Origin of the sequence: Stenotrophomonas sp. 364, assembly GCF_009832905.1 — a bacterium.
GTDB classification, from domain to species: domain Bacteria; phylum Pseudomonadota; class Gammaproteobacteria; order Xanthomonadales; family Xanthomonadaceae; genus Stenotrophomonas; species Stenotrophomonas maltophilia_AP.
In genome coordinates, this window is sequence record NZ_CP047135.1 from 2,532,891 (window position 1) to 2,554,224 (window position 21,334).

Sequence of the window (21,334 nt, forward strand, 5' to 3'; positions counted from 1 at the left end):
GAATGTCCCCCGGCGTCGGCCTGCGGCCGCCACCTCCTCCTTTATTTCGCCTCCAAGGGCATGGGGCCCAGCGCCCGACCCACCGACAGCCATCCCAAAAGCGTGGCTTCCATCTGCGCACCGCAAGCCGAGCCCCGTAGCAGCCGGTAGGCGCCTGGGCAAAATAAAGGAGGAGGCCGCCCCGCGGCCGGGGGACATTTGCGCCAGGGGCCTACCGGCTGCTACGGGGCCCTCACGCTCGCGACCGGCCCGATCGGAGACGCCAGCCGATCCAAACGGCGCCTGCACACACGGCAACCCGCGTCGCGTCATGCTCACTCTGCGACGGCTCGGGAAAAGAACCACAAAAAGAAGGGCGCCGTTCGGCGCCCTTCTTCGTCGCGCGATCGACCGCTTACCAGACCAGGTCGTCGGGCACCTGGTAGGCCGGGTCGGCGTACGGGTCGGCATCGGCGGTGGCATTGGGATCCACGCGCAGCGCCACCGACGGCGCGAAGATGGCTTCGGCCTCGTCGAGCACGGCCGCGGTTACCAGCAGGTAACGGCCGTTCTGCTGCAGCACGCCCAGCTCGCCGGCGTTGAGCGCCTTGAGCTGGTCGGCGGTGACGTACACGCGCTTGATCTTGCCGCCGTAGTTGAAGTGACGGGCAATCTCGGCGCCGGCGTCATTCAACGACTTGCCGTCCAGCAGCACGTCCAGCTTGGCCTTGGCTTCGCGGCGCAGGCGCGCTTCTTCCTGCTTCAGGCGCTCGGCTTCGATGCGGTCGTCTTTCTCCTTCTGCGCACGGATCGCGTAGGCCTTGGCCAGGTCGATGTCCTCGCGCGAACGCGGCTTGCCCTGGCCGGCGTTCTGGCCCTGGCCGGGACGCGGGCCACCGCCCGGGCGGCCCTTGCCGTGCGGTGCGCGGCGCGAGGCATCGCCCTCGCGCGGCGGACGCCCCGGGGCACCCTCACGCGGCGGGCGCGCTTCGCCGGGCTTGCCCGGGGGACGTGCACCGTGGGGTTTGTTGCCCGGCCGGCCGTCACGGCGGGCATCGGGTTTGCGTTCTGGCTTGGGCGCGGATTTGAAACCCAGGCCCAGCAGCTGGTCGCGGAGTGTATCGCTCATGACGTGGAATCGATCAGTAGTGCGGGGGCGGCGGTTCTTCGCCCGAATCGGAATACAGCGCGTTGCGGACCTTGCCCAGGTCCTCCAGCAGCAGGCGGGTCAGGTCGGCGTTGCGGCTGCCTTCGATGCGTGCATCGGCCAGTGCTTCACTGAGCTCGGCCAAGGCCTGTTCCTGGAAGGACACGCGCATTTCCAGCTCGATCAGGCGCGCTTCCAGCGCCTGCTCACGCGGTGTGGGGGTGGAATCATGCATGCAGCGAACGTCCCCGGCCAATGCCGTAGTAGGCCAGGCCCGCGGCTTCGATTTCCTGCGGGTCGTACAGGTTGCGGCCGTCGAACACGACCGCATCGTTGAGCACCTCGCGCAGGCGGACGAAATCCGGGCTGCGGAACTGCTTCCATTCAGTCACCACAACCAGCGCATCGGCGCCGTCCAGCGCGTCGTAGGCGTTGTCGCAGAACACCAGGTCATCGCGCTCACCAAAGATGCGGCGCGCTTCGTCGGTGGCTTCGGGATCATAGGCGCGCACGCTGGCACCGCCTTCCCACAACTGGGCCAGCAGGCGCCGGCTGGAGGCTTCGCGCATGTCGTCGGTGTTGGGCTTGAAGGCCAACCCCCATACCGCAAAGGTCTTGCCACGCACGCCTTCGTCCTCGCCACGGTCATAGTGGCGCTGGATCAGCTGGTAAAGATGCCCCTTCTGCGCTTCGTTGACCGCCTCCACCGCGTTCAACAGCGTCGGCTCATGGCCATGCTGCTGCGCGGTGCGGGCCAACGCCTGCACGTCCTTGGGGAAACACGAGCCGCCGTAACCGGCGCCCGGGTAGATGAAGTGCCAGCCGATGCGCGGATCCGAGCCGATGCCCTGACGGACCTGCTCGATGTCGGCACCGACCTTCTCGGCGATGTTGGCAATTTCGTTCATGAACGAAATCTTGGTCGCCAGCATCGCGTTGGCGGCGTACTTGGTCAGCTCCGCCGAGCGCACGTCCATTTCCACCACGCGGTCGTGGTTGCGGTTGAACGGTGCGTACAGGCGGCGCATCAGCGCCACCGAATCGGGGTTGGAGGCCCCCACTACGATGCGGTCGGGCCGCATGCAGTCGGCAACCGCGTCGCCCTCCTTCAGGAATTCTGGGTTGGAGACCACGTCGAACGCGATCTCCACCCCACGCGCCGCCAGCACCTCGGCAATGGCTGCACGCACCTTGTCGGCCGTGCCTACCGGCACGGTCGACTTGTTCACCACCACGGTCGGCACGGCCATGTGCGTGCCGATCGTGCGGGCCACCGCCAGCACGTACTGCAGGTCGGCGCTGCCGTCCTCGTCCGGAGGCGTGCCCACGGCGATGAAGATCACCTGGCCATGCGTGATCGCGCTGGCGGCATCGGTGGTGAAGGCCAGCCGCGATGCGGCGTGATTGGCCTTGACCATCGGCTCCAGGCCCGGTTCGTAGATCGGGATGACGCCACGGTTGAGGCCGTCGACCTTGGCCTGGTCGATATCGACGCAGACCACCTGGTGGCCGACATCGGCCAGGCAGGTACCCGTGACCAGACCGACGTAACCGGTACCGAAAATCGCTACACGCATGTCCGTGGGGACTCCAGTTTCGCTTACGGCAGGACGTTGAGCAGTTCGACGTCGAAGGTCAGCGTCGCGTTCGGACCGATCGGACCGCCCGGCGTGCCCTGTTCGCCGTAGGCCAGCTCGCCCGGGATCCAGAAGCGGTACTTGGACCCGGTCGGCATCAGCGAGACGCCTTCGGACCAGCCCTTGATCACCTGGTCCAGGCCGAATTCGATGGGCTGGCCACGCTCGTAGCTGCTGTCGAAGACGGTGCCGTCCAGCAGCTTGCCTTCATAGTTGACGCGGACCTTGCTGGTCGGCATCGGGCGCTCGCCCGAACCCGGACGCAGCACCTGGTACTGCAGGCCCGAAGCGGTGGTGACAACGCCCGGCACGGTCTTGTTCTTGGCCAGGAACGCATTGCCTTCGGTGCGGTTGGTACCGGCCTTGGCGGCCGCCTGGGCCTGCATTTCAGCCTGCTTGCCGGCCATGAAGCCTTCCAGCGTGGCCTTGGCCTGCTCCGGGGTCATCTTGGCGGTGCCACCGTTGAAGGTGGTGGTGACGGCGTCGAACAGCGCGTCCAGGTCCAGGTCCGCCTTCAGCGGGGCCAGCGACGGACCCACGGCGTAGGTGCCCAGCATCAGGCCGACCTTCTCGCGGTCCACCTTCGGCGGCGGGGTACCCGGGGCCACGCCCGGCACCGGCTGGCCGCTCTTGGCCATCATCGCCTGACGCAGGGCGGCGTCGGTCTTCTGCGCCTCGTCCTGCGACATCAGCGGCGGCTTGCCTTCAAAGGCATTGGTCACGCCGCGGCGCAGCGCAGCCAGGTCGATCTCGCTGGAGATCGGGGCGAACGAGTTGGCCACGTCGATACCGATGGCGTAGCCGAGCTTTTCCCGTTGGGAGTTCAAAGCGGAAGTCTCCTTGACGGCCGCACGCGCGGCCGGTTGTTGCGACATCACGGTACCGGTGGCACCCATCGCCAGAATCAGAACCGACGCCGCGGCGCCGCGCATTCCCATCTTCATTCGCTACTTTCCTGGAAGTGACTGGACGCCGACGTCGGCGCGAAAGCGATCATTGTCGCACGCACATGCGAGATGTCGAGGTTGTCAGTGTTTGGCGGGTATGACAGACAGCTCACGTTCGATCGCGGCGACCAGCGCCTTGTCGTCCGGCGTGACCTTGCTGGGGAACTGCGCCACCACCCGGCCGTCCCGGCCGACCAGGTACTTGTGGAAATTCCAGCCCGGCGCCACCCCGGTCGCGGCGGTCAGCCGCTGGTACAGCGGCGTGGCCTGCGGCCCGGTGACCTGCACCTTCTGGAACATCGGGAACTTGACCCCGTAGGTCAGCGTGCAGAATTCCTGGATCTGGGTCTCGTCGCCCGGCTCCTGGCCCTTGAAGTCGTTGGAGGGGAAGCCCAGCACCGAGAACCCGCGCCCGGCGTACTTCTGCTGCAGCGCCTCCAGGCCTTCGTACTGCGGGGTGAAGCCGCACTTGCTGGCGGTGTTGACCACCAGCAGCACCTTGCCGCCGTACTGCTTCTGCAGGTTGACCTGGGTCTTGCCGGCCAGCGGTCGATAGGACACGTCCAGCAACCCGGCCGCCTGGGCCCCGCTGGCAGCCAGCAACCCGCCCAGCAGCAGCGTCACGCCCCAACGGCGCACCCGCACGGTGGCCGCACGGCGCGGGGACGACTCAAGGTGGGTCAGGGGCATCGGAACACTCCAGGAAAGGGATCAAAAGGGTTGTTTCGGACTATATCACCGGCACTTTTGCCGCTGCGTGGCGTGGCCGCAGCGCCCTGCCCTGCTACAGGCAGGCAGGCCTCTCGACCCGGCATCCAGCGGTCGCCGAGCCGCCGATCCGCACCGGCTTGCCGAGTGTGGCGGTCTGCCGCATTACCTGAATAGAGGTGTCAGCTCACCTACCATTGACCAGACTGAATGGACGATGGCCCACCGAGCCGTCAGGAAACCAGAACATCGCTATAGAAATCAATCAGTTGAAATCACAGCGCGTCCGCTGTCATACCCCTGCCATCAGTTGGGGGTGGTCAGCTGTTGCACTCCGGCGTGCCGGTGTTATAGTTGCATACAACACCAGTCACCTGATGCAGGGGAAGCCCATGAACCGCATGCGCCGCCGCCAGTCCGCCAAAGCTGTCACCGCCGCCTCCGCGCTGTTGCTGCTCGGCTGGCTTGGCACCCCCGCCGGTGACATAGGCAGCGCCGCTGCCACCGGTGCGTTTGAAAGCCCGCAGGACGCAGGCGTACTCCAGGCAGGGAACGCCAACGGCGCCCCCACGCCCCCCCGCCGGCTGCACAGCTCCCTGTCCATGCCTTACTTCTCATTCGCACAGTCGCTGAACCCACGGAGCTGACCATGAGCGATATCCAATGGAGCGATGGTGCTCCGATCTACCGTCAGCTGAAAGAGCGCGTGATTGCCATGATGCTTGACGGCATCATCAAGCCTGGCGACGCCCTGCCTTCGGTCCGACAGGTCGCCGCCGAATACCAGCTCAACCCCATCACCGTTTCGCGCGCCTACCAGGAACTGGCTGACGAAGGCCTGGTCGAGAAGCGCCGCGGGCTGGGCATGTTCATGACCGAGGAAGCGGCCACGCAGCTGCGCAGCAGCGAGCGCGACCGGTTCCTCAATGAAGAATGGCCACTGGTGCTGGAGCGCATCCAGCGCCTGGGCCTGAATCTCGACGAATTGCTGCCCCAGGGGAAATCCTCATGAATGTCGTTGCAAGTGATGTCGTCATTTCCGCCCGAGGCCTGCGCAAGGCCTACAAGCAGACCGTGGCGCTGGACAACACCAGCTTCACCATCGCCCCGGGCCGGATCACCGGCCTGATCGGCCCCAACGGCGCCGGCAAGACCACCCTGCTCAAGGCGCTGCTGGGCCTGACCACGGTGGAAGGCGAACTGCAGGTGCTGGGGCTGGACCCGGCGGTGCAGCGCAACGCGCTGATGAACGATGTGTGCTTCATCGCCGACGTGGCGGTGCTGCCGCGCTGGATGAAGGTGCGCGAAGCGATCGACTTCGTTGCCGGGACCCACCCGCGCTTCGACCGCGCCCGGTGCGAGCGCTTCCTGGCCTCGACCAAGCTGCAGCCCAAGCAGCGCGTGCGCGAGCTGTCCAAGGGCATGATCGTGCAGCTGCACCTGGCGCTGGTGATGGCCATCGATGCCAAGGTGCTGGTGCTGGACGAGCCGACCCTGGGCCTGGACATCCTGTACCGCAAGGAGTTCTACCAGCGCCTGCTGGAGGATTACTTCGACGAGCAGAAGACCATCATCGTCACCACCCACCAGGTGGAAGAGATCGAGCACATCCTCACCGATGTGATGTTCATCCGCGACGGCCGCATCGTGCTCACCACCGACATGGAAGACATTGGCGAGCGCTACAGCGAAGTGCTGGTGTCGGCCGAGTCGCTGGACGCCGCCCGCGCCCTGCAGCCCATCGACGAGCGTGCCCTGCCGTTCGGCAAGACCGTGCTGTTGTTCGACGGGGTGCCGCGCGCCCAGCTCACGCCCCTGGGCGAGATCCGCAGCCCGGGGCTGGCGGACCTGTTCGTGGCCATCATGAAGGGAACCTACGCATGAACACCGTCCACTACCACCCCATCAGCAAGGCCAGCACCTTCAAGTGGATGCTCAAGCGCGAGTACTGGGAGAACCGCGGTGGGTTCCTGTACGCCCCGCTGATCGCCGGCGCGATTTCGCTGGTGATGAGCCTGATCGGCATTCTGTTCGGGCTGCTGGCCATGAACCGCGCGGCCAAGAGTGGCAGCCTGGTGATCGACAATGAAAGCGTCAACGTCAACGGGCTGGACCTGGCCCTGCTGACGAAGAAGCTGGACGCCGAGGCGCTGCACAACCTGGCCAACGGCCTGGACCTGACCCTGCTGCTGAGTTCGCTGTGGCCGTTCATCGTGCTGGCCTTCGTGGTGTTTTTCTACTGCCTGGGCGCGTTGTACGACGACCGTCGCGACCGCAGCATCCTGTTCTGGAAGTCGCTGCCGCTGTCGGACACCCAGACCGTGCTGTCCAAGGCATTGAGCGCATTGCTGGTGGCACCGGTGATCGCGGTGATCGCCTCGATCCTGACCATGTTCGGCTTCCTGCTGATCATCAGCGTGGTGGTGCTCAGCCACGGCGGCGACCCGATGACCCTGATCTGGGGTCCGGCCAGCCCGCTGGCCATCGCGGCCGGTCACCTGTCCTGGCTGCCGGTGTACCTGCTCTGGGCACTGCCGAGCGTGGGCTGGCTGCTGATGTGCTCGGCCTGGGCCAAGACCAAGCCGTTCCTGTGGGCGGTGATGCTGCCGCTGTTTGCCGGCATCATCGTCAGCAGCACGCACCTGATGAATGCCTTCGACAGCACCAGCGGCTGGTTCTGGAAGCACATCGTCGGCCGCCTGTTGCTGGGCACTCTGCCGGGAAGTGACGTGTTCTACCGCGCCGATGAGCTGCGCGCGGTGATCGGCGACCGTGACAACCTGGTGGCCGCGCTGGCCCCGGCCAACCAGCTGACCGCGTTGAGCCTGCCCGATATCTGGATCGGTGCCGCAGTGGGCGTGGTCTTCATCATCGTCGCCATCCGCCTGCGCCGCCGCGCCGGCGAGATCTGATCGATTCACTCAAGGAGCCGCACATGATCCGCATGCTCGCTGTTGCTTCCCTGCTGTTGCTGCCGCTGTCGGCCCTGGCCGAACAGCCGCAGTGCAAGTTCAATGAACCGCGTGACCTCAAGCTCGACCTGGCCGGTGCCAAGGCGGTGGTGTTCGAGGTCAACCAGCACGACCTGGTGCTCACCGCCGGGGGCGGTGCCGCACAGCTCAGTGGCCGCGCCTGCGCCTCCAACGCGGACTGGCTGCGCCAGCTGACCGTGACCCAGCAGAAGGTGGGCGACAAGCTGGTGGTGCGCCTGCAACGCGAGAAGCAGAACCTCAGCATCAACATCGGCGGTAGCAACTACGCCTACCTGGACCTGCGCGGCAGCGTGCCGGATACCCTGCTGGTGCAGCTGAAGGTCGGCTCGGGCGACGTCAGCGTCACCGGTGCGCACTCACTGAGCGCCGACGTCGGCTCGGGCGACATCGCCCTGCACAACATCAAGGGCCCGGTCACCGCCGCGATCGGCTCCGGCGATGTGACCCTGGACGGCGCCGGTTCGCTCAACCTGTTGTCGGTGGGTTCGGGCGACTTCAAGGCACGCAACCTGCGCGGCAACGCGAAGGTCGGCACGGTGGGTTCGGGCGACCTCGAACTGGACGGCGTGCAGGGCAACGTCACGCTGGAAACGCTGGGTTCCGGCGACGCCGACGTGCGCCAGGTCAAAGGCAACGTCAGCATCGGTAACGTGGGCTCGGGCGATGTCGAACTGCGCGGCGTGGGCGGCAACGTCAGTGTCGAACGGCATGGCTCCGGTGACGTCACCGCGCGCGATGTCAGCGGCGACCTGACCGTGGCCCACAGCGGCAGTGGCGATGTGAACCACAGCGGTATCGGCGGTCGCGTGCAGCTGCCGCGCGGCAAGTAATCCCCCCCTTCCAGGAACCTGCGCATGACCACCCGACTGCTGCTGCCCACCCTGCTGCTGTGCCTGCCGCTGGCAGCCTGCAACAACCACGACGCCGCCCGGACCGACCCGGGTACCGGCAAGGCCACGTCGCCGGCCGCTGAAGCCAGCACCGTTGGCAAGACCGTGCAGGACGCCACCGACAAGGCCCGCAAGGAACTGGCGGAGAGCAATATCAGCGTGTCCAACGGCCAGTCGATCAAGGCCGAAATCACCCCGCAGGGGGAACTGCTGATCAACGGCACCGCCGTGGCCACCGACGCCCACCAGCGTGAACTTCTGCTGGACTACCGGAAGCAGGTGGAAGCGGTGGCCGGCGCCGGCATGGAGATCGGCGTGGCCGGGGCCAACCTGGGCGTGAAGGCGGCCGGCGAGGCGCTGAAGGGCATCTTCTCCGGCGATACCCAGGGCATCGAGGGGCGGGTGAACGCCGAAGCCAGCAAGATCGAGGCCCAGGCCAAGCAGCTGTGCACCCTGCTGCCGGGCATGATGGCCAAGCAGCAGGCGCTGGCCGCCGCCGTGCCCGAGTTCAAGCCCTACGCCACCATGGACCAGAGCGACATCGACGACTGCGGCAAGTAATTGCCGGGCCTGCGACGTTCGGTCGCAGCCGGGTCCGCACGCACGGGGGGAGGACTAGAATGGTCCTCCCCCTTTTCATGCCTGCGCTCACCATGAAGAAGCTGTGCCTGCTGCTGTTTGCCCTGTTCTGGCTGGCCGCCACCGGCTGCGACCAGGAATACCGCAACCATCGTGCCGAGCGCGGCAAGCCGAAGATCACCGTCAGCGACGGCATGCTCACGGTGCGCCGCGCGCCGGCGCCGAACATCATTGTGCTGCCCAACGGCCACATGAAGATCGACGAGATCGAAATTCCGCTCGATCCCAGCCAGCAGGCCCTGCTGCAGGGCATGTTCGGCCAGTTGCAGGTGCTGCGCCAGAACACCCTCACCGACGCCCCGCCGGACCCGGCCAAGCGTTCGGTCAAGATCCAGGTGCCGGCCGGCATGCAGCCGATCCCGCCGGACCTGGTGCAGCGCATCCCGGAGTTCAAGGACTACACCGAGACCTTCGACAACCTGCAGGCCGATCGGCACTGACGATTGACGGCGCGGCGCGTCGATGGGTCGGGCGCTGGGCGCCCGACCCACCGACGGCCACTGAGCCAGTCCCCGTAGAGCCGGGCTCTGCCCGGCTGCCCCTGAATTTCCGGCCACCGAACGGCTTGCTCGCGGCGGGAACGAAGCGCCGGCCAGCGGCCGGCACTACCGGCGGAACAAAAAACGGGCCTTTCGGCCCGTTTTTCGTTGTTGCCGCTACCTGTATCGATCAACCACCGCCACCGCCGCTACCCGCATGGATACCACCGGCCGTCAGCGCCGCCGGGTCCAACAGCTTGCGCAGCTCCGCCTCGGACAACCCGCTGTCTTCCAGCGCCACGTCCAGCACCGGGCGCTGCTCCTTGTAGGCGCGCTTGGCAATCGCTGCGGCCTTTTCATAGCCGATGATCGGGTTCAGCGCGGTCACCAGGATCGGGTTGCGGTCCAGCGCCTCGCGCACCCGGTCTTCGCGCACCGTCAGGCCGGCGATCGCAGTATCGGCCAGCAGCCGCGAGATGTTGGACAGCAGGCCGATCCCATCGAGCAGGTTGGCCGCGATCAGCGGCAGCGTCACGTTCAACTGGAAATTGCCGGTCTGCCCGGCCACCGTGATCGCGGTGTGGTGGCCGATCACCTGCGCGCACACCATCACCGTGGCCTCCGGAATCACCGGGTTGACCTTGCCCGGCATGATCGAGCTGCCCGGCTGCAGCGCCGGCAGTTCGATTTCGCCCAGGCCAGCCAGCGGACCGGCATTCATCCAGCGCAGGTCGTTGGCGATCTTGATCAGGGCCACCGCCAGCGCGTTGAGCTGGCCGGACAGTTCCACCGCATCGTCCTGCGCAGCCAGGCCTTCGAACTTGTTCTCGGCGCTGTCGAACTTGACCCCGGTCTGCTGCTTGAGCAGTTTGGCCACGCGTTCGCCAAAGCGCGGATCGGCGTTGATGCCGGTGCCGATCGCCGTGCCGCCCAGCGGCAGCCGACGCAGGCGCTTGAGGCTGTCTTCGATACGCTCCTGCGCCGAGGCCAACTGCGCCGACCACGCACCGAACTCCTGCTCGAAGGTCAGTGGCATGGCGTCCATGAGGTGGGTGCGCCCGGTCTTGACCACCTTGCGCAGGCTGCGGCCCTTCTTGTCGATGGTCTTGCGCAGGTGCACCAGCGCCGGCAGCAGCTGTTCGTGCACGCCCAGCAGCGCCGAGACGCGCAGCGCGGTGGGAATGACATCGTTGGAGCTCTGGCCCTGGTTGACGTGGTCGTTGGGATGCACCGCCAGCTTGCCCGCCTTGCCCGCGCGGTTGGCCAGGGTGGCAATCACCTCGTTGGCATTCATGTTCGACGACGTGCCCGAACCGGTCTGGTAGACATCAATCGGGAAGTGCGCATCGTGCTGGCCGTCGGCCACTTCGGCCGCGGCTGCCTCGACCGCCTTGCCGATGTTCTTCGGCAGATGACCCAGCTCGACGTTCACCGCCGCCGCTGCGCCCTTGACCAGGCCCAGCGCGCGGATGAAGCCGCGCGGCATGCGCTGCCCGGACACCGGGAAATTGTTCACGGCCCGCTGCGTCTGCGCGCCCCACAACGCATCGCTGGGCACCTGCAGTTCGCCCATGCTGTCGTGCTCGATCCTGAAACCCTTGCTCATTGCATCAACTCCGCGATTCTTTCGGTAGGGAAAGGGAACCTGCGGCTGGCAACGGGCCTGATTCCCTGGCTGGCGGCTCTACGCACAATACTCCCACCGTGCACCGAACCCAACAGCGCGGGTGATCGGCTAGACTCGGGATTCGTGTCCATTCAGAAAGACTGCCGCCCCCATGGGTGACGACCCTCACTGTAGTTTCTGGCGCGCCACTGCGCGCATGCCCCTGCCCGCGCACCCCGCCGGCGCCGACGCCCCCCTGCCTGCTGCGGCCACGCCGCGGGGCGCGCGATGATCGGCAACCTCCTTCTGCTGCTGTTGGCCCTGGGCCTGGTGCTGCTCAACGGGTTCTTCGTGGCCGCCGAGTTCGCCCTGGTCAAGCTGCGCCATACGCAGGCCGTCGGCCTGGCCGAACGCCACGGTTGGCGCGGCCGCCTGCTGCTCAACGTGCACTCCCATCTGGATGCCTATCTGTCGGCGTGCCAGCTGGGCATCACCCTGTCGTCGCTGGGCCTGGGCTGGGTCGGCGAGCCGGCCTTCGCGCACCTGCTGCAGCCGCTGTTCGATGCCTTCGGCATGAGCGCCGACGCCTCGCGCCTGACCGCTTTCATCATCGCCTTCAGCGTGATTTCCTTCCTGCACATCGTGCTGGGCGAACTGGCCCCCAAGTCGATGGCGATCCGCCGCCCGGACCGCATGTCGCTGTGGACCGCCGCGCCGCTGTACCTGTTCTACTGGGCCATGTACCCAGCCATCTGGCTGCTCAACAACAGCGCCAATGCGCTGCTGCGGCTGGCCGGCTGGGGCGATGTTGAACATGCCTCGCACCGCTATTCGCGCGAGGAACTCAAGCTCATCGTCGGCCGCCAGCAGCCCACCGACAGCGCGCCCGACCACGGCCTGACGCTGATGAGCCATGCACTGGAACTGCCCGAGCTGGTCGCCGGCGACCTGATGCGCCCGCGCGACCATATGCGCGCGTTCCGCGAGGGCATGGATCTGGCCGACGTCATGGCCGAGTTCGCCGAGAGCCGTTACAGCCGCTACCCGTGGTTCGACCGCGACGGCGAGGACGTGCTCGGCATCCTGCACATGAAGGACCTGCTGGTGGAGATCGCCCGCGGCCAGCCCACCGACGACCTGCGCGCACTGCTGCGCCCGGCCAACCTGATCGCACTGGAAACGCCAGTTCCCAGCGTGCTGGAACGCTTCCGCACCGGCACCACACACCTGGCGCTGTGCGTGGAGGAACATGGCCGCATCCTGGGGTACTTCACTCTGGAGGACGTGCTGGAAGTGGTGGTCGGGGACATCGAGGACGAGCACCCGCATATCGTCAAGGACGCCCCCACCCGCGGCGCCGATGGCAGCCTGCTGGTGGCCGGCTCGACCTCGATCTTCCGGCTGGAGCGCCTGCTCGGGCATGACCTGGAGGCCCCGGACCACCTCAATTCGGTCGGCGGGCTGATCGTCCACCAGTTGCAGCGGCTGCCGGAAGAAGGCGAGCAGCTGGTGATCGACGGCCACCAGTTCACCATCAAGCGCATGGCCGGCCACCGCATCCAGGCCGTCACCGTACGCATGGCACAGGCCGAGGCCCCCGGGGCAGCGTAGAATGACGGCCCCCGCCGTCATTGCCCTGCGCCCGCCATGTCCGAATTCGCCCTGCTCGCCCTGTCCCCGCTCGATGGCCGCTACGCCGGCAAGGTCGACGCACTGCGTCCGATTTTTTCCGAATACGGCCTGATCAAGGCCCGCGTGAAGGTGGAAGTGGAATGGCTGTTGGCCCTGGCCAACGAGCCGGGCATCGTCGAACTGGCGCCGTTCTCGGCCGCCGCCAGCGCCCGCCTGCGCGCCCTGGTCGATGATTTCGCCCCCGCCCACGCCGCGCGGGTGAAGGAAATCGAGCGCACCACCAACCACGACGTCAAGGCGGTGGAGTACTTCATCAAGGAACAGCTCAAGGCCGACGCCGAGCTGGGCCCGGCGCTGGAGTTCGTGCATTTCGCCTGCACCAGCGAGGACATCAACAACCTCAGCTACGGCCTGATCCTGGAACAGGCCCGCCGCGACGTGCTGCTGCCCAGCCTGGACGGCGTGACCGCCAGCCTGCGCGCCCTCGCCCACGCCCAGGCCGAGCAGCCGATGCTGTCGCGCACCCATGGCCAGACCGCCTCCCCCACCACCCTGGGCAAGGAAGTGGCCAACGTGGTCGCCCGCCTGGAGCGCCAGCGCAGGCAGATTGCCGCGGTGGAACTGACCGGCAAGATCAACGGCGCGGTCGGCAACTACAACGCCCACGTCATCGCCTACCCGGCAGTGGACTGGCCGGCCTTCGCCAAGCGCTTCGTGGAAAGCCTGGGCCTGGTGTTCAACCCGTACACCACCCAGATCGAGCCGCACGACAACGTCGCCGAAATCGGCGATGCCGCGCGCCGCGCCAACATCATCCTGATCGACCTGGCACGTGACATCTGGGGCTACATCTCGCTGGGCTACTTCAAGCAGAAGCTCAAGGAAGGCGAAGTGGGCTCCTCGACCATGCCGCACAAGGTCAACCCGATCGACTTCGAAAACGCCGAAGGCAACTTCGGCATCGCCAACGCCCTGTTCGAGCATTTCAGCGCCAAGCTGCCGATCAGCCGCTGGCAGCGCGACCTCACCGACTCCACCGTACTGCGCGCGGTCGGCACTGCCTTCGGCCACACCCAGGTCGGCCTGGATTCGCTGGCCAAGGGCCTGGGCAAGCTGACCGTGAACCCGGAGCGCCTGGACGCCGACCTCAACGCCGCGTGGGAAGTGCTGGCCGAAGCCGTGCAGACGGTCATGCGCCGGTACGGCCTGCCCAACCCCTACGAACAGCTCAAGGCCCTCACCCGCGGCCAGGGCATCACCGCCGAATCGATGCAGGCCTTCGTCGAATCGCTGGACCTGCCCGAAGACGCCAAGCAGAACCTGCGCGACCTGACCCCGGGCGGCTACATCGGCCTGGCGGCGGACCTGGCCAAGGCGATCTGAGGATCGCGCCACCTGCATGACGCCAGAAGGGACGCCGGCACTGCCCGCGTCCCTTTTTCGTTGTGGGGGCGAGGAGCAGCCGGGCAGAGCCCGGCTCTACGGGGCGTTTCATTGCAATGGGCTAGCGGATCCGGACACGGCATCGGCAGTCGGTTGGGACCCGACCCTACCAAAGCAACACATCACCGCTGTCCAACTTCGGTTAACGCGCACGTCACGTAACAACGCAGGCTACTGACCCGCCTTACCTGCCGCCCAGACCGCATACCGTCCAGAGGTGGCCGGGCAGCCTTGCCCAGGACCGTGTGTTGCCATGGATGGCAACATCGAGCCCCCAGGGACGGGTTTACGGCGTGTCCTGGGCAAGGCTGCCCGGCCACCTCCCGCCGCAGTCAGTCAAGGCGCTGCTTTGGACGTCGCTTTGGACGTAGCTTTGGACGTGGCATTACGCTTTCAAACTTCCCCCCACACCCCGCGACACCCCACCGCAGGTGCACATCGGCCCCAACCAGCGGACAATGGCCCCGCTCGCGCCGGCCACCTGCCGCGCCCCCGCTTTCCGTCTACACGCTCCAAGGATTCCCCCATGGCTGCCCGCACCACCAAGACCCCCGTCATCGAAATCCAGGCCCGCCCCGGCCTGCCGCTCGGCATGCCCGCCGCCGTCTTCCTGCGCGACTACTGGCAGAAGCGCCCGCTCCTCATCCGCGGCGCCTTCCCCGATTTCGAAACCCCCGTCCAGCCCGAAGACCTCGCCGGCTTGGCCTGCGAAGAAACCGCCCTGTCGCGCCTCATCACCCATGACCGTGCCACCGACGGCTGGAGCGTACGCACCGGCCCGTTCCAGGAAGACGAATTCCCCGGCATGCCCGACCACGACTGGACCCTGCTCGTCCAGGACGTCGACAAGTGGGACGCCGACGTCCGCGCCCTCGTCAACCACTTCGACTTCCTGCCGCGCTGGCGCATGGACGATGTGATGATCAGCTTCGCCGCCACCGGCGGCTCCGTCGGCGCCCACGTCGACCAGTACGACGTCTTCCTGCTGCAGGCCTACGGCCACCGCCGCTGGCAGATCGACGCCAGCGAATCCACCAAGGGCAAGCGCCCCCCGCTCGACTTCCGCGACGACGTCGAGCTCAAGCTCCTGCGCCGCTTCAAGCCCACCCACGACTGGGTGCTTGAACCGGGCGACATGCTCTACCTGCCGCCCAACGTCCCTCACAACGGCGTCGCCGAAGACCCCTGCCTCACCTTCTCCTTCGGCATGCGCGCACCGGCCTCGGCCGAACTCATCAGCGATTACCTGGACACCCTCATCGAAGGCGCCGACGAATCGATCCGCTACCAGGATCCGGATCTCAAGCTGCCCGAAGACCCCCACGAAATCGACGTACTGGCCATGAACCGCGTGGTCGAGGCGCTCAATGCCATCCGCATGAACGACCCCGACAAGCTCGGTGACTGGTTCGGCCGCTTCATCACCACCTACCGCGCCGCCGGCGAAGTGGTGGCCGGCGCCGAGCCGCTGCCGCGCGAAGAGATCGAGGCCGCGCTGTCCGCCGGCCTGGACCTGCAGCGGCACCCGTGGGCACGCGTGGCCTGGCGTCGCGCCAAGCGCGGGGCCAGCCTGTACTGCAGCGGCCTGGAGTTCGCCCTGCCGGTCAAGGATGCGCAGGTCCTGGCGGCCACCGAACAGCTTGGCGGCGCGGTCTACGGCAAGCTCTCGGCCAAGGGGCGCGACGCCGTGCAGGCCTTGATTGCTGGCGGCTACTACCAGCTGTTCGACCCCAACGCCCGCGACGAAGCGTTCGACGACGAGGCGTTCGATGACGAAGCGGACGCCGACGATGGCCACGCCGCCGGGAACGCCGTCGTCGACGGCACCGACAGCATCGAGGTCATGCACGACGCCACGGTCGAGGCCGACGTGCACGAAGTGACCATCCACGAAGACGGTATCGAAGTCATCGTCGATTTCGACGACAGCGACGACCAGGACGACGGCAAACCGGCCTGAGCATGACGGCCCGCGTCCAGGTCGAGCCGGTGGACTACCCGACGCAGCGCGAGGCGCTGCATCGGGTCCGGCAGCGCGTGTTCGTCGAGGAGCAGCAGGTCCCGGCGGCGTTGGAAATCGACGCGCTGGACCCGCTCAGCGTGCATGTACTGGCCCGTGGCAGCGACGGCGAACCGATCGGTGCCGGGCGGCTCACCCCGGACGGCCGGATCGGCCGCATGGCGGTGCTGGCCGACTGGCGGGGCCGCGGCGTCGGGGAAGCGCTGCTGCTGGCCCTGATCGAGGCCGCGCGCGGCCGTGGCTGGCGCGAGGTGAACCTGCACGCCCAGTTGCCGGCCCGGGTGTTCTATACCCGCCAAGGCTTCCTGCCCGAGGGCGAGGTCTTCACCGAGGCCGGCATCGCCCACCAGCACATGCGCCTGGTGCTGGATGGCGCGGTGGCCATCGACCGTGCCGACCAGGCCGTGGCGATCACCACCGCCCTGGTCCACCGCGCCCGACGCCAGCTGTGGCTGCACAGCCGTCAGCTCGACCCCGGGGTGCTGGATGCCGCGCCGGTGCTGGAGGCGCTGCGCCGGTTCGCCACCGCCCGACACGACAAGCAGGCGCTGCTGATCGTGCACGACGCCGCCGCCATCGCCCAGGCCGGCTCACCGCTGCTGGGGCTGCTGCAACGCCTGCCCAGCGTGTTCCGGATCCGCCAGGTCAGCGACCCGATCGACCGCGCGACGGCGTCGGCCTGCCTGCTCAACGATGCCGGCGACTACTACTTTCGTCTGAGCGGACACCGTTTCGACGGCGAAGCAGGGCTCGCGCAGCGAGCACGTTCGCGACCGTTGCAGGACGGTTTGCAGCGCGTATGGGAACGTTCGCGCGAATGCAGGGAACTGCGGGCAATCGGCCTGTAGCTCACGCCACGGGCTCGAACCTGTCTGGGAATGACACCGCAGGTCCTGCCCAGGCCCCTGCGGCGCCCCTTCCTGTCCCGATGGGGGTACAATTTGGGGAGTTAGATACCGCCCGCGCAGGGCTATTCACGTTTCCCTGCCGGATCATCGAAGCCTTACCCCACAAGCGAATCCGACCCTCCATCGTGGACAATCTACTGAAGCAGTTTGCGCAGTCTTCGCAGCTCGCCGGCGGCAACGCCTCCTATATCGAGGATCTGTACGAGCAGTACCTCGTTTCTCCGGACAGTGTCGATCCCAAATGGAAGACCTACTTCGACGGCTTCAAGGGCCGCGAAGCCGGTGACATTCCGCACTCGGCCGTCATCGCCCACATCACCGAAGCCGCCAAAAACGCTGGCAACAGCGCCACGGCCACCGGTGCCGGCGACGAGCGCGAGCGCAATGTCGGCCGTCTGATCACCGCCTACCGTTCGCGTGGCCACCTCGGTGCCCGCCTGGACCCGCTGGGCCTGACCCCGCCGACCAACCCGCCGGACCTGGGGCTGCCGTTCCACAGCCTGTCCGAGAGCGACCTGGGCAGCGAGTTCAGCACCGGCGGCATCGCCGGCCAGCCGCGCATGAAGCTGCGCGACCTGCTGGAGCGCCTGAAGAAGACCTACACCGGCTCCATCGGTGCGGAATTCATGCACATCTCCGAGGTCGAGCAGCGCCAGTGGCTGTACCAGCGCCTGGAAACGGCCGGTGGCAACTACAACCTGGATGCCGACACCCAGCGCCGCACCCTGGAACGCCTGACGGCGGCCGAGGGTCTGGAGCGCTACCTGCATACCAAGTACGTCGGCCAGAAGCGTTTCTCGCTGGAAGGCGGCGATGCGCTGATCCCGATGATGGACACCATCATCCGTGACGCCGGCAAGGATGGCGTCAAGGATGTGGTGATCGGCATGGCCCACCGCGGCCGCCTGAACGTGCTGGTCAACACGCTGGGCAAGAGCCCGCGCAAGCTGTTCGACGAGTTCGAAGGCAAGTTCGAGCACGACGAGCACGCCTCGGCCGGCGACGTGAAGTACCACATGGGCTTCTCGGCTGACGTGTCCACCCCGGGCGGCGCCGTCCACCTGGCGCTGGCCTTCAACCCGTCGCACCTGGAAATCGCCGACCCGGTCGTGGCCGGTTCGGTGCGTTCGCGCCAGGAGCGCCGCGGCGACACCGCGCGCAAGCAGGTGATGCCGATCCTGATCCACGGCGACGCGGCCTTCTCCGGCCAGGGCGTGGTCATGGAACTGTTCCAGATGTCCCAGGCCCGCGGCTTCGCCGTTGGTGGCACGGTGCACATCGTGGTCAACAACCAGGTCGGCTTCACCACCTCCAACCCGCTGGATACGCGCTCCACGCGCTATGCCACCGACGTGGCGAAGATGATCGCCGCCCCGGTGCTGCACGTGAACGGCGATGATCCCGAGGCGGTGGTGTTCGCGGCCCAGCTGGCTTTCGAGTTCCGCCAGAAGTTCGCCAAGGACGTGGTCATCGACCTGATGTGCTACCGCCGTTGGGGCCACAACGAGGCCGACGAACCGGCGATCACCCAGCCGCTGATGTACCAGGTGATCCGCAAGCACCAGACCACCCGAGAGCTGTACGCGGCCAAGCTGGAAGCCGCCGGCGTGATCCCGGCCGACGCTGGCAAGGCGCTGGTCGATGCCTACCGCAACAAGCTCGATGCCGGTGAAGTGACCACCGAGCTGGCGGCGGTCGAGAAGACCCCGGCCACCAGCAGGATGTACGTCGACTGGCCTGCGCTGCTCAACGGCAAGCTGTCCGATCCCATCTCCACCGCGGTGGGCATGGAGAAGGTCAAGCAGCTGGCCAAGCTGATCAACACCGTGCCCGAAGGCGTGGAGCTGCACTCGCGTGTGGCCAAGGTGTACGACGACCGTCGCAAGATGGCCGCCGGCGAGATTCCGGGCGACTGGGGCTTTGCCGAGAACCTGGCCTACGCCACCGTACTGGACGAAGGCAACAGCCTGCGCCTGGTCGGCCAGGACGTCGGCCGCGGTACCTTCACCCACCGCCACGCGATCCTGCACGACCAGAAGACCGACAACTACTACCTGCCGCTGCGCCAGCTGGTCGAGTCGCCGGAACAGGCCACCATCATCGATTCGCTGCTCAGCGAAGAAGCGGTGATGGCCTATGAGTACGGCTTCTCCACCACCGATCCGAACACCCTGTGCATCTGGGAAGGCCAGTTCGGCGACTTCGCCAACGGCGCCCAGGTCGTGATCGATCAGTTCATCGCTGCCGGCGAAGCCAAGTGGGGCCGCATCAGCGGTTTGACCCTGCTGCTGCCGCACGGTTACGAAGGGCAGGGTCCGGAACACAGCTCGGCGCGCCTGGAGCGTTTCCTGCAGCTGTGCGCGCTGGAGAACATGCTGGTGTGCGTGCCGTCGACCCCGGCGCAGGCGTACCACATGCTGCGTCGCCAGATGCGCATGACCACCCGCAAGCCGCTGGTGGTGATGTCGCCCAAGTCGCTGCTGCGCCACAAGCTGGCCGTGTCGAGTCTGGAAGAGCTGGCCGATGGGCAGTTCCAGCACCTGATCGGCGATGCCAACGCAGACGCCAAGAAGGTCAAGCGCGTGGTGCTGTGCTCGGGCAAGGTCTATTACGACCTGCTGGAAGACCAGACCAAGCGTGGCCAGGACGATGTGGCCATCATCCGCGTCGAACAGCTGTATCCGTTCCCGCGCGCGCTGCTGGCTGCCGAACTGAAGAAGTACGGCAAGGCTGCCGATGTGGTGTGGACGCAGGAAGAACCGCAGAACCAGGGGGCGTGGTACCAGATCCGCCACCACCTGCAGTTCTGCCTGGCCGATGGCCAGAGCCTGCACTACGCCGGTCGCGCCCGTTCGGCATCGCCGGCCGCTGGACACATAGCTGACCACATCATCGAACAGCAGAAGCTGATCGCCGATGCGCTGGTCAACCCGTTCAACGACTCGGTTGCTGAATAACCTCTCCCCCTCATTCTAGAAAAGACAAACCAGGAAGCTCCCGCATGGCCACCGAAGTCAAAGCCCCGGTACTGCCCGAATCCGTCGCCGACGGCACCATCGCCACCTGGCACAAGAAAGTCGGCGATGCCGTCAAGCGCGATGAAAACCTGCTTGATCTGGAAACCGACAAGGTCGTCCTGGAAGTGCCGTCGCCGGTCGATGGCGTGCTGAAGGAGATCAAGTTCGAGGTGGGCGCCACCGTGACCTCCAGCCAGGTCGTGGCCATCATCGAAGAAGGTGCGACCGCTGCTGCCGCGCCGGCCGAAGAGAAGAAGGCCGACGCCCCGGCGGCGGCTCCGGCTCCGGCCGCTGCTGCTCCGGCCGCTGCTGCCCCGGCGCCGGCGGCCAAGTCGGCTGCCGACGGCCTGCCCCCGGGCGCCCGTTTCTCGGCGATCACCGAAGGCGTGAACCCGGCCGACGTGTCCGGCACCGGCCGTCATGGCGCGGTGACCAAGGAAGACATCGTCAACTTCGCCCGCAGTGGCGGCGCTGGCAAGGCGGCCGGTGCACGTCCGGAAGAACGCGTGCCGATGACCCGCATCCGCAAGCGCATCGCCGAGCGCCTGATGCAGTCCAAGAACAGCACGGCCATGCTGACCACCTTCAACGAGGTCGACCTGTCCAAGGTCTCGGCCGCGCGCAAGGAGCTGCAGGACGAGTTCGTCAAGGCCCACGGCATCAAGCTGGGCTTCATGAGCTTCTTCGTGAAGGCCGCCGCCAACGCGCTGCAGCGCTTCCCGCTGGTCAATGCCTCGATCGACGGCGACGACGTCATCTATCACGGCTACTCGGACATCTCCATCGCCGTGTCGACCGACAAGGGCCTGGTGACGCCGGTGCTGCGCAACGTCGAGCGCATGTCGTTCGCCGACATCGAAAAGACCATCGCCGACTACGCCAAGAAGGCCCGTGACGGCAAGCTGGGCCTGGAAGAACTGCAGGGCGGCACCTTCACCGTGACCAACGGCGGCACCTTCGGCTCGCTGCTGTCCACGCCGATCATCAACCCGCCGCAGAGCGCCATCCTGGGCATGCACGCCATCAAGGAACGTCCGATCGCCCAGAACGGCCAGGTCGTGATCGCGCCGATGATGTACCTGGCACTGTCCTACGACCACCGCATCATCGATGGCAAGGATTCGGTGCAGTTCCTGGTGGACATCAAGAACCAGCTGGAAAACCCGGGCCGCATGCTGTTCGGCCTGTAAGACCCGCCACCCCTCCGCGCCTGCGCGGAGGGGTGTTGGTTTTACGGCATTGCACCGCACTGCCCTGCTCTCTCCCCGGCGCCTGCGCGCCACCGGCTT

Annotated in this window: 19 protein-coding genes; 13 read left to right on the forward strand and 6 right to left on the reverse strand. The window is 66.8% G+C overall.

Annotated elements, in window-relative coordinates:
• Positions 1–394: 394 nt before the first annotated feature.
• The 5 genes from GQ674_RS11505 to GQ674_RS11525 form a co-directional block, all read right to left on the reverse strand.
• Positions 395–1,108 carry a DUF2058 family protein gene (locus tag GQ674_RS11505; RefSeq protein ID WP_159497187.1) on the reverse strand — a complete coding sequence of 238 codons (714 nt, stop codon included), beginning with the start codon at positions 1,106–1,108 and terminating at the stop codon, positions 395–397.
• 13 nt (positions 1,109–1,121) lie between these two features.
• Entirely contained in the window at positions 1,122–1,361 is a 240-nt protein-coding gene (locus GQ674_RS11510) for a SlyX family protein (RefSeq protein WP_038687608.1), read from the reverse strand.
• Positions 1,354–2,703: a UDP-glucose/GDP-mannose dehydrogenase family protein gene (locus GQ674_RS11515; RefSeq protein WP_159497188.1), complete on the reverse strand. Its 1,350-nt coding sequence runs from the start codon at positions 2,701–2,703 to the stop codon at positions 1,354–1,356. The genes GQ674_RS11510 and GQ674_RS11515 overlap by 8 nt, the downstream gene beginning before the upstream one ends.
• Before the next feature lie 23 nt (positions 2,704–2,726).
• Positions 2,727–3,707, reverse strand: coding sequence for an FKBP-type peptidyl-prolyl cis-trans isomerase (locus tag GQ674_RS11520; protein ID WP_128097064.1), 981 nt, complete (start codon positions 3,705–3,707; stop codon positions 2,727–2,729).
• Between the two features lie 84 nt (positions 3,708–3,791).
• The gene (locus tag GQ674_RS11525; protein WP_159497189.1) at positions 3,792–4,400 is read right to left on the reverse strand and encodes a glutathione peroxidase; all 609 of its coding nucleotides are present in this window, start codon (positions 4,398–4,400) and stop codon (positions 3,792–3,794) included.
• Positions 4,401–4,810: 410 nt separating this feature from the next.
• Here GQ674_RS11525 and GQ674_RS11530 point away from each other — a divergent pair, with 410 nt between their 5' ends.
• The 7 genes from GQ674_RS11530 to GQ674_RS11560 all read left to right on the forward strand — a co-directional run bounded on the left by GQ674_RS11530 (position 4,811) and on the right by GQ674_RS11560 (position 9,380).
• Complete coding sequence (locus GQ674_RS11530) at positions 4,811–5,065, forward strand: hypothetical protein (RefSeq protein ID WP_159497190.1); 255 nt, start codon at positions 4,811–4,813, stop codon at positions 5,063–5,065.
• Positions 5,066–5,067: 2 nt separating this feature from the next.
• Entirely contained in the window at positions 5,068–5,430 is a 363-nt protein-coding gene (locus tag GQ674_RS11535; RefSeq protein ID WP_019185943.1) for a GntR family transcriptional regulator, read from the forward strand.
• Positions 5,427–6,302, forward strand: a complete 876-nt coding sequence (locus GQ674_RS11540; protein WP_159497191.1) for an ABC transporter ATP-binding protein — start codon at positions 5,427–5,429, stop codon at positions 6,300–6,302. Before GQ674_RS11535 ends, GQ674_RS11540 begins: the two co-directional genes overlap by 4 nt.
• Positions 6,299–7,330, forward strand: coding sequence for an ABC-2 transporter permease (locus GQ674_RS11545; RefSeq protein ID WP_159497192.1), 1,032 nt, complete (start codon positions 6,299–6,301; stop codon positions 7,328–7,330). The genes GQ674_RS11540 and GQ674_RS11545 overlap by 4 nt, the downstream gene beginning before the upstream one ends.
• 23 nt (positions 7,331–7,353) lie before the next feature.
• Complete coding sequence (locus tag GQ674_RS11550) at positions 7,354–8,241, forward strand: DUF4097 family beta strand repeat-containing protein (protein ID WP_159497193.1); 888 nt, start codon at positions 7,354–7,356, stop codon at positions 8,239–8,241.
• A 24-nt stretch (positions 8,242–8,265) separates the two neighbouring features.
• Positions 8,266–8,862, forward strand: a complete 597-nt coding sequence (locus tag GQ674_RS11555) for a hypothetical protein (RefSeq protein ID WP_128097328.1) — start codon at positions 8,266–8,268, stop codon at positions 8,860–8,862.
• Positions 8,863–8,954: 92 nt separating this feature from the next.
• Positions 8,955–9,380, forward strand: coding sequence for a hypothetical protein (locus GQ674_RS11560; RefSeq protein ID WP_159499418.1), 426 nt, complete (start codon positions 8,955–8,957; stop codon positions 9,378–9,380).
• A gap of 229 nt (positions 9,381–9,609) precedes the next feature.
• Here GQ674_RS11560 and GQ674_RS11565 read toward each other — a convergent pair whose 3' ends face one another.
• Positions 9,610–11,025 (reverse strand): class II fumarate hydratase, encoded by a 1,416-nt coding sequence (locus tag GQ674_RS11565; protein ID WP_159497194.1) that lies wholly within the window; start codon positions 11,023–11,025, stop codon positions 9,610–9,612.
• 288 nt (positions 11,026–11,313) lie between these two features.
• Between GQ674_RS11565 and GQ674_RS11570 the strand changes: the two genes are divergently transcribed.
• The 6 genes from GQ674_RS11570 to sucB all read left to right on the forward strand — a co-directional run bounded on the left by GQ674_RS11570 (position 11,314) and on the right by sucB (position 21,235).
• Positions 11,314–12,636 (forward strand): hemolysin family protein, encoded by a 1,323-nt coding sequence (locus tag GQ674_RS11570; RefSeq protein ID WP_159497195.1) that lies wholly within the window; start codon positions 11,314–11,316, stop codon positions 12,634–12,636.
• 36 nt (positions 12,637–12,672) lie between these two features.
• Entirely contained in the window at positions 12,673–14,040 is a 1,368-nt protein-coding gene (gene purB / locus GQ674_RS11575) for an adenylosuccinate lyase (protein ID WP_159497196.1), read from the forward strand.
• Positions 14,041–14,626: 586 nt separating this feature from the next.
• Positions 14,627–16,060 carry a cupin domain-containing protein gene (locus GQ674_RS11580; protein WP_159497197.1) on the forward strand — a complete coding sequence of 478 codons (1,434 nt, stop codon included), beginning with the start codon at positions 14,627–14,629 and terminating at the stop codon, positions 16,058–16,060.
• Between the two features lie 2 nt (positions 16,061–16,062).
• Entirely contained in the window at positions 16,063–16,968 is a 906-nt protein-coding gene (locus tag GQ674_RS11585; protein ID WP_159497198.1) for a GNAT family N-acetyltransferase, read from the forward strand.
• Between the two features lie 185 nt (positions 16,969–17,153).
• Positions 17,154–19,985 (forward strand): 2-oxoglutarate dehydrogenase E1 component, encoded by a 2,832-nt coding sequence (locus tag GQ674_RS11590; RefSeq protein WP_159497199.1) that lies wholly within the window; start codon positions 17,154–17,156, stop codon positions 19,983–19,985.
• Positions 19,986–20,029: 44 nt separating this feature from the next.
• The gene (sucB, locus tag GQ674_RS11595) at positions 20,030–21,235 is read left to right on the forward strand and encodes a dihydrolipoyllysine-residue succinyltransferase (protein ID WP_159497200.1); all 1,206 of its coding nucleotides are present in this window, start codon (positions 20,030–20,032) and stop codon (positions 21,233–21,235) included.
• Positions 21,236–21,334: the final 99 nt, after the last annotated feature.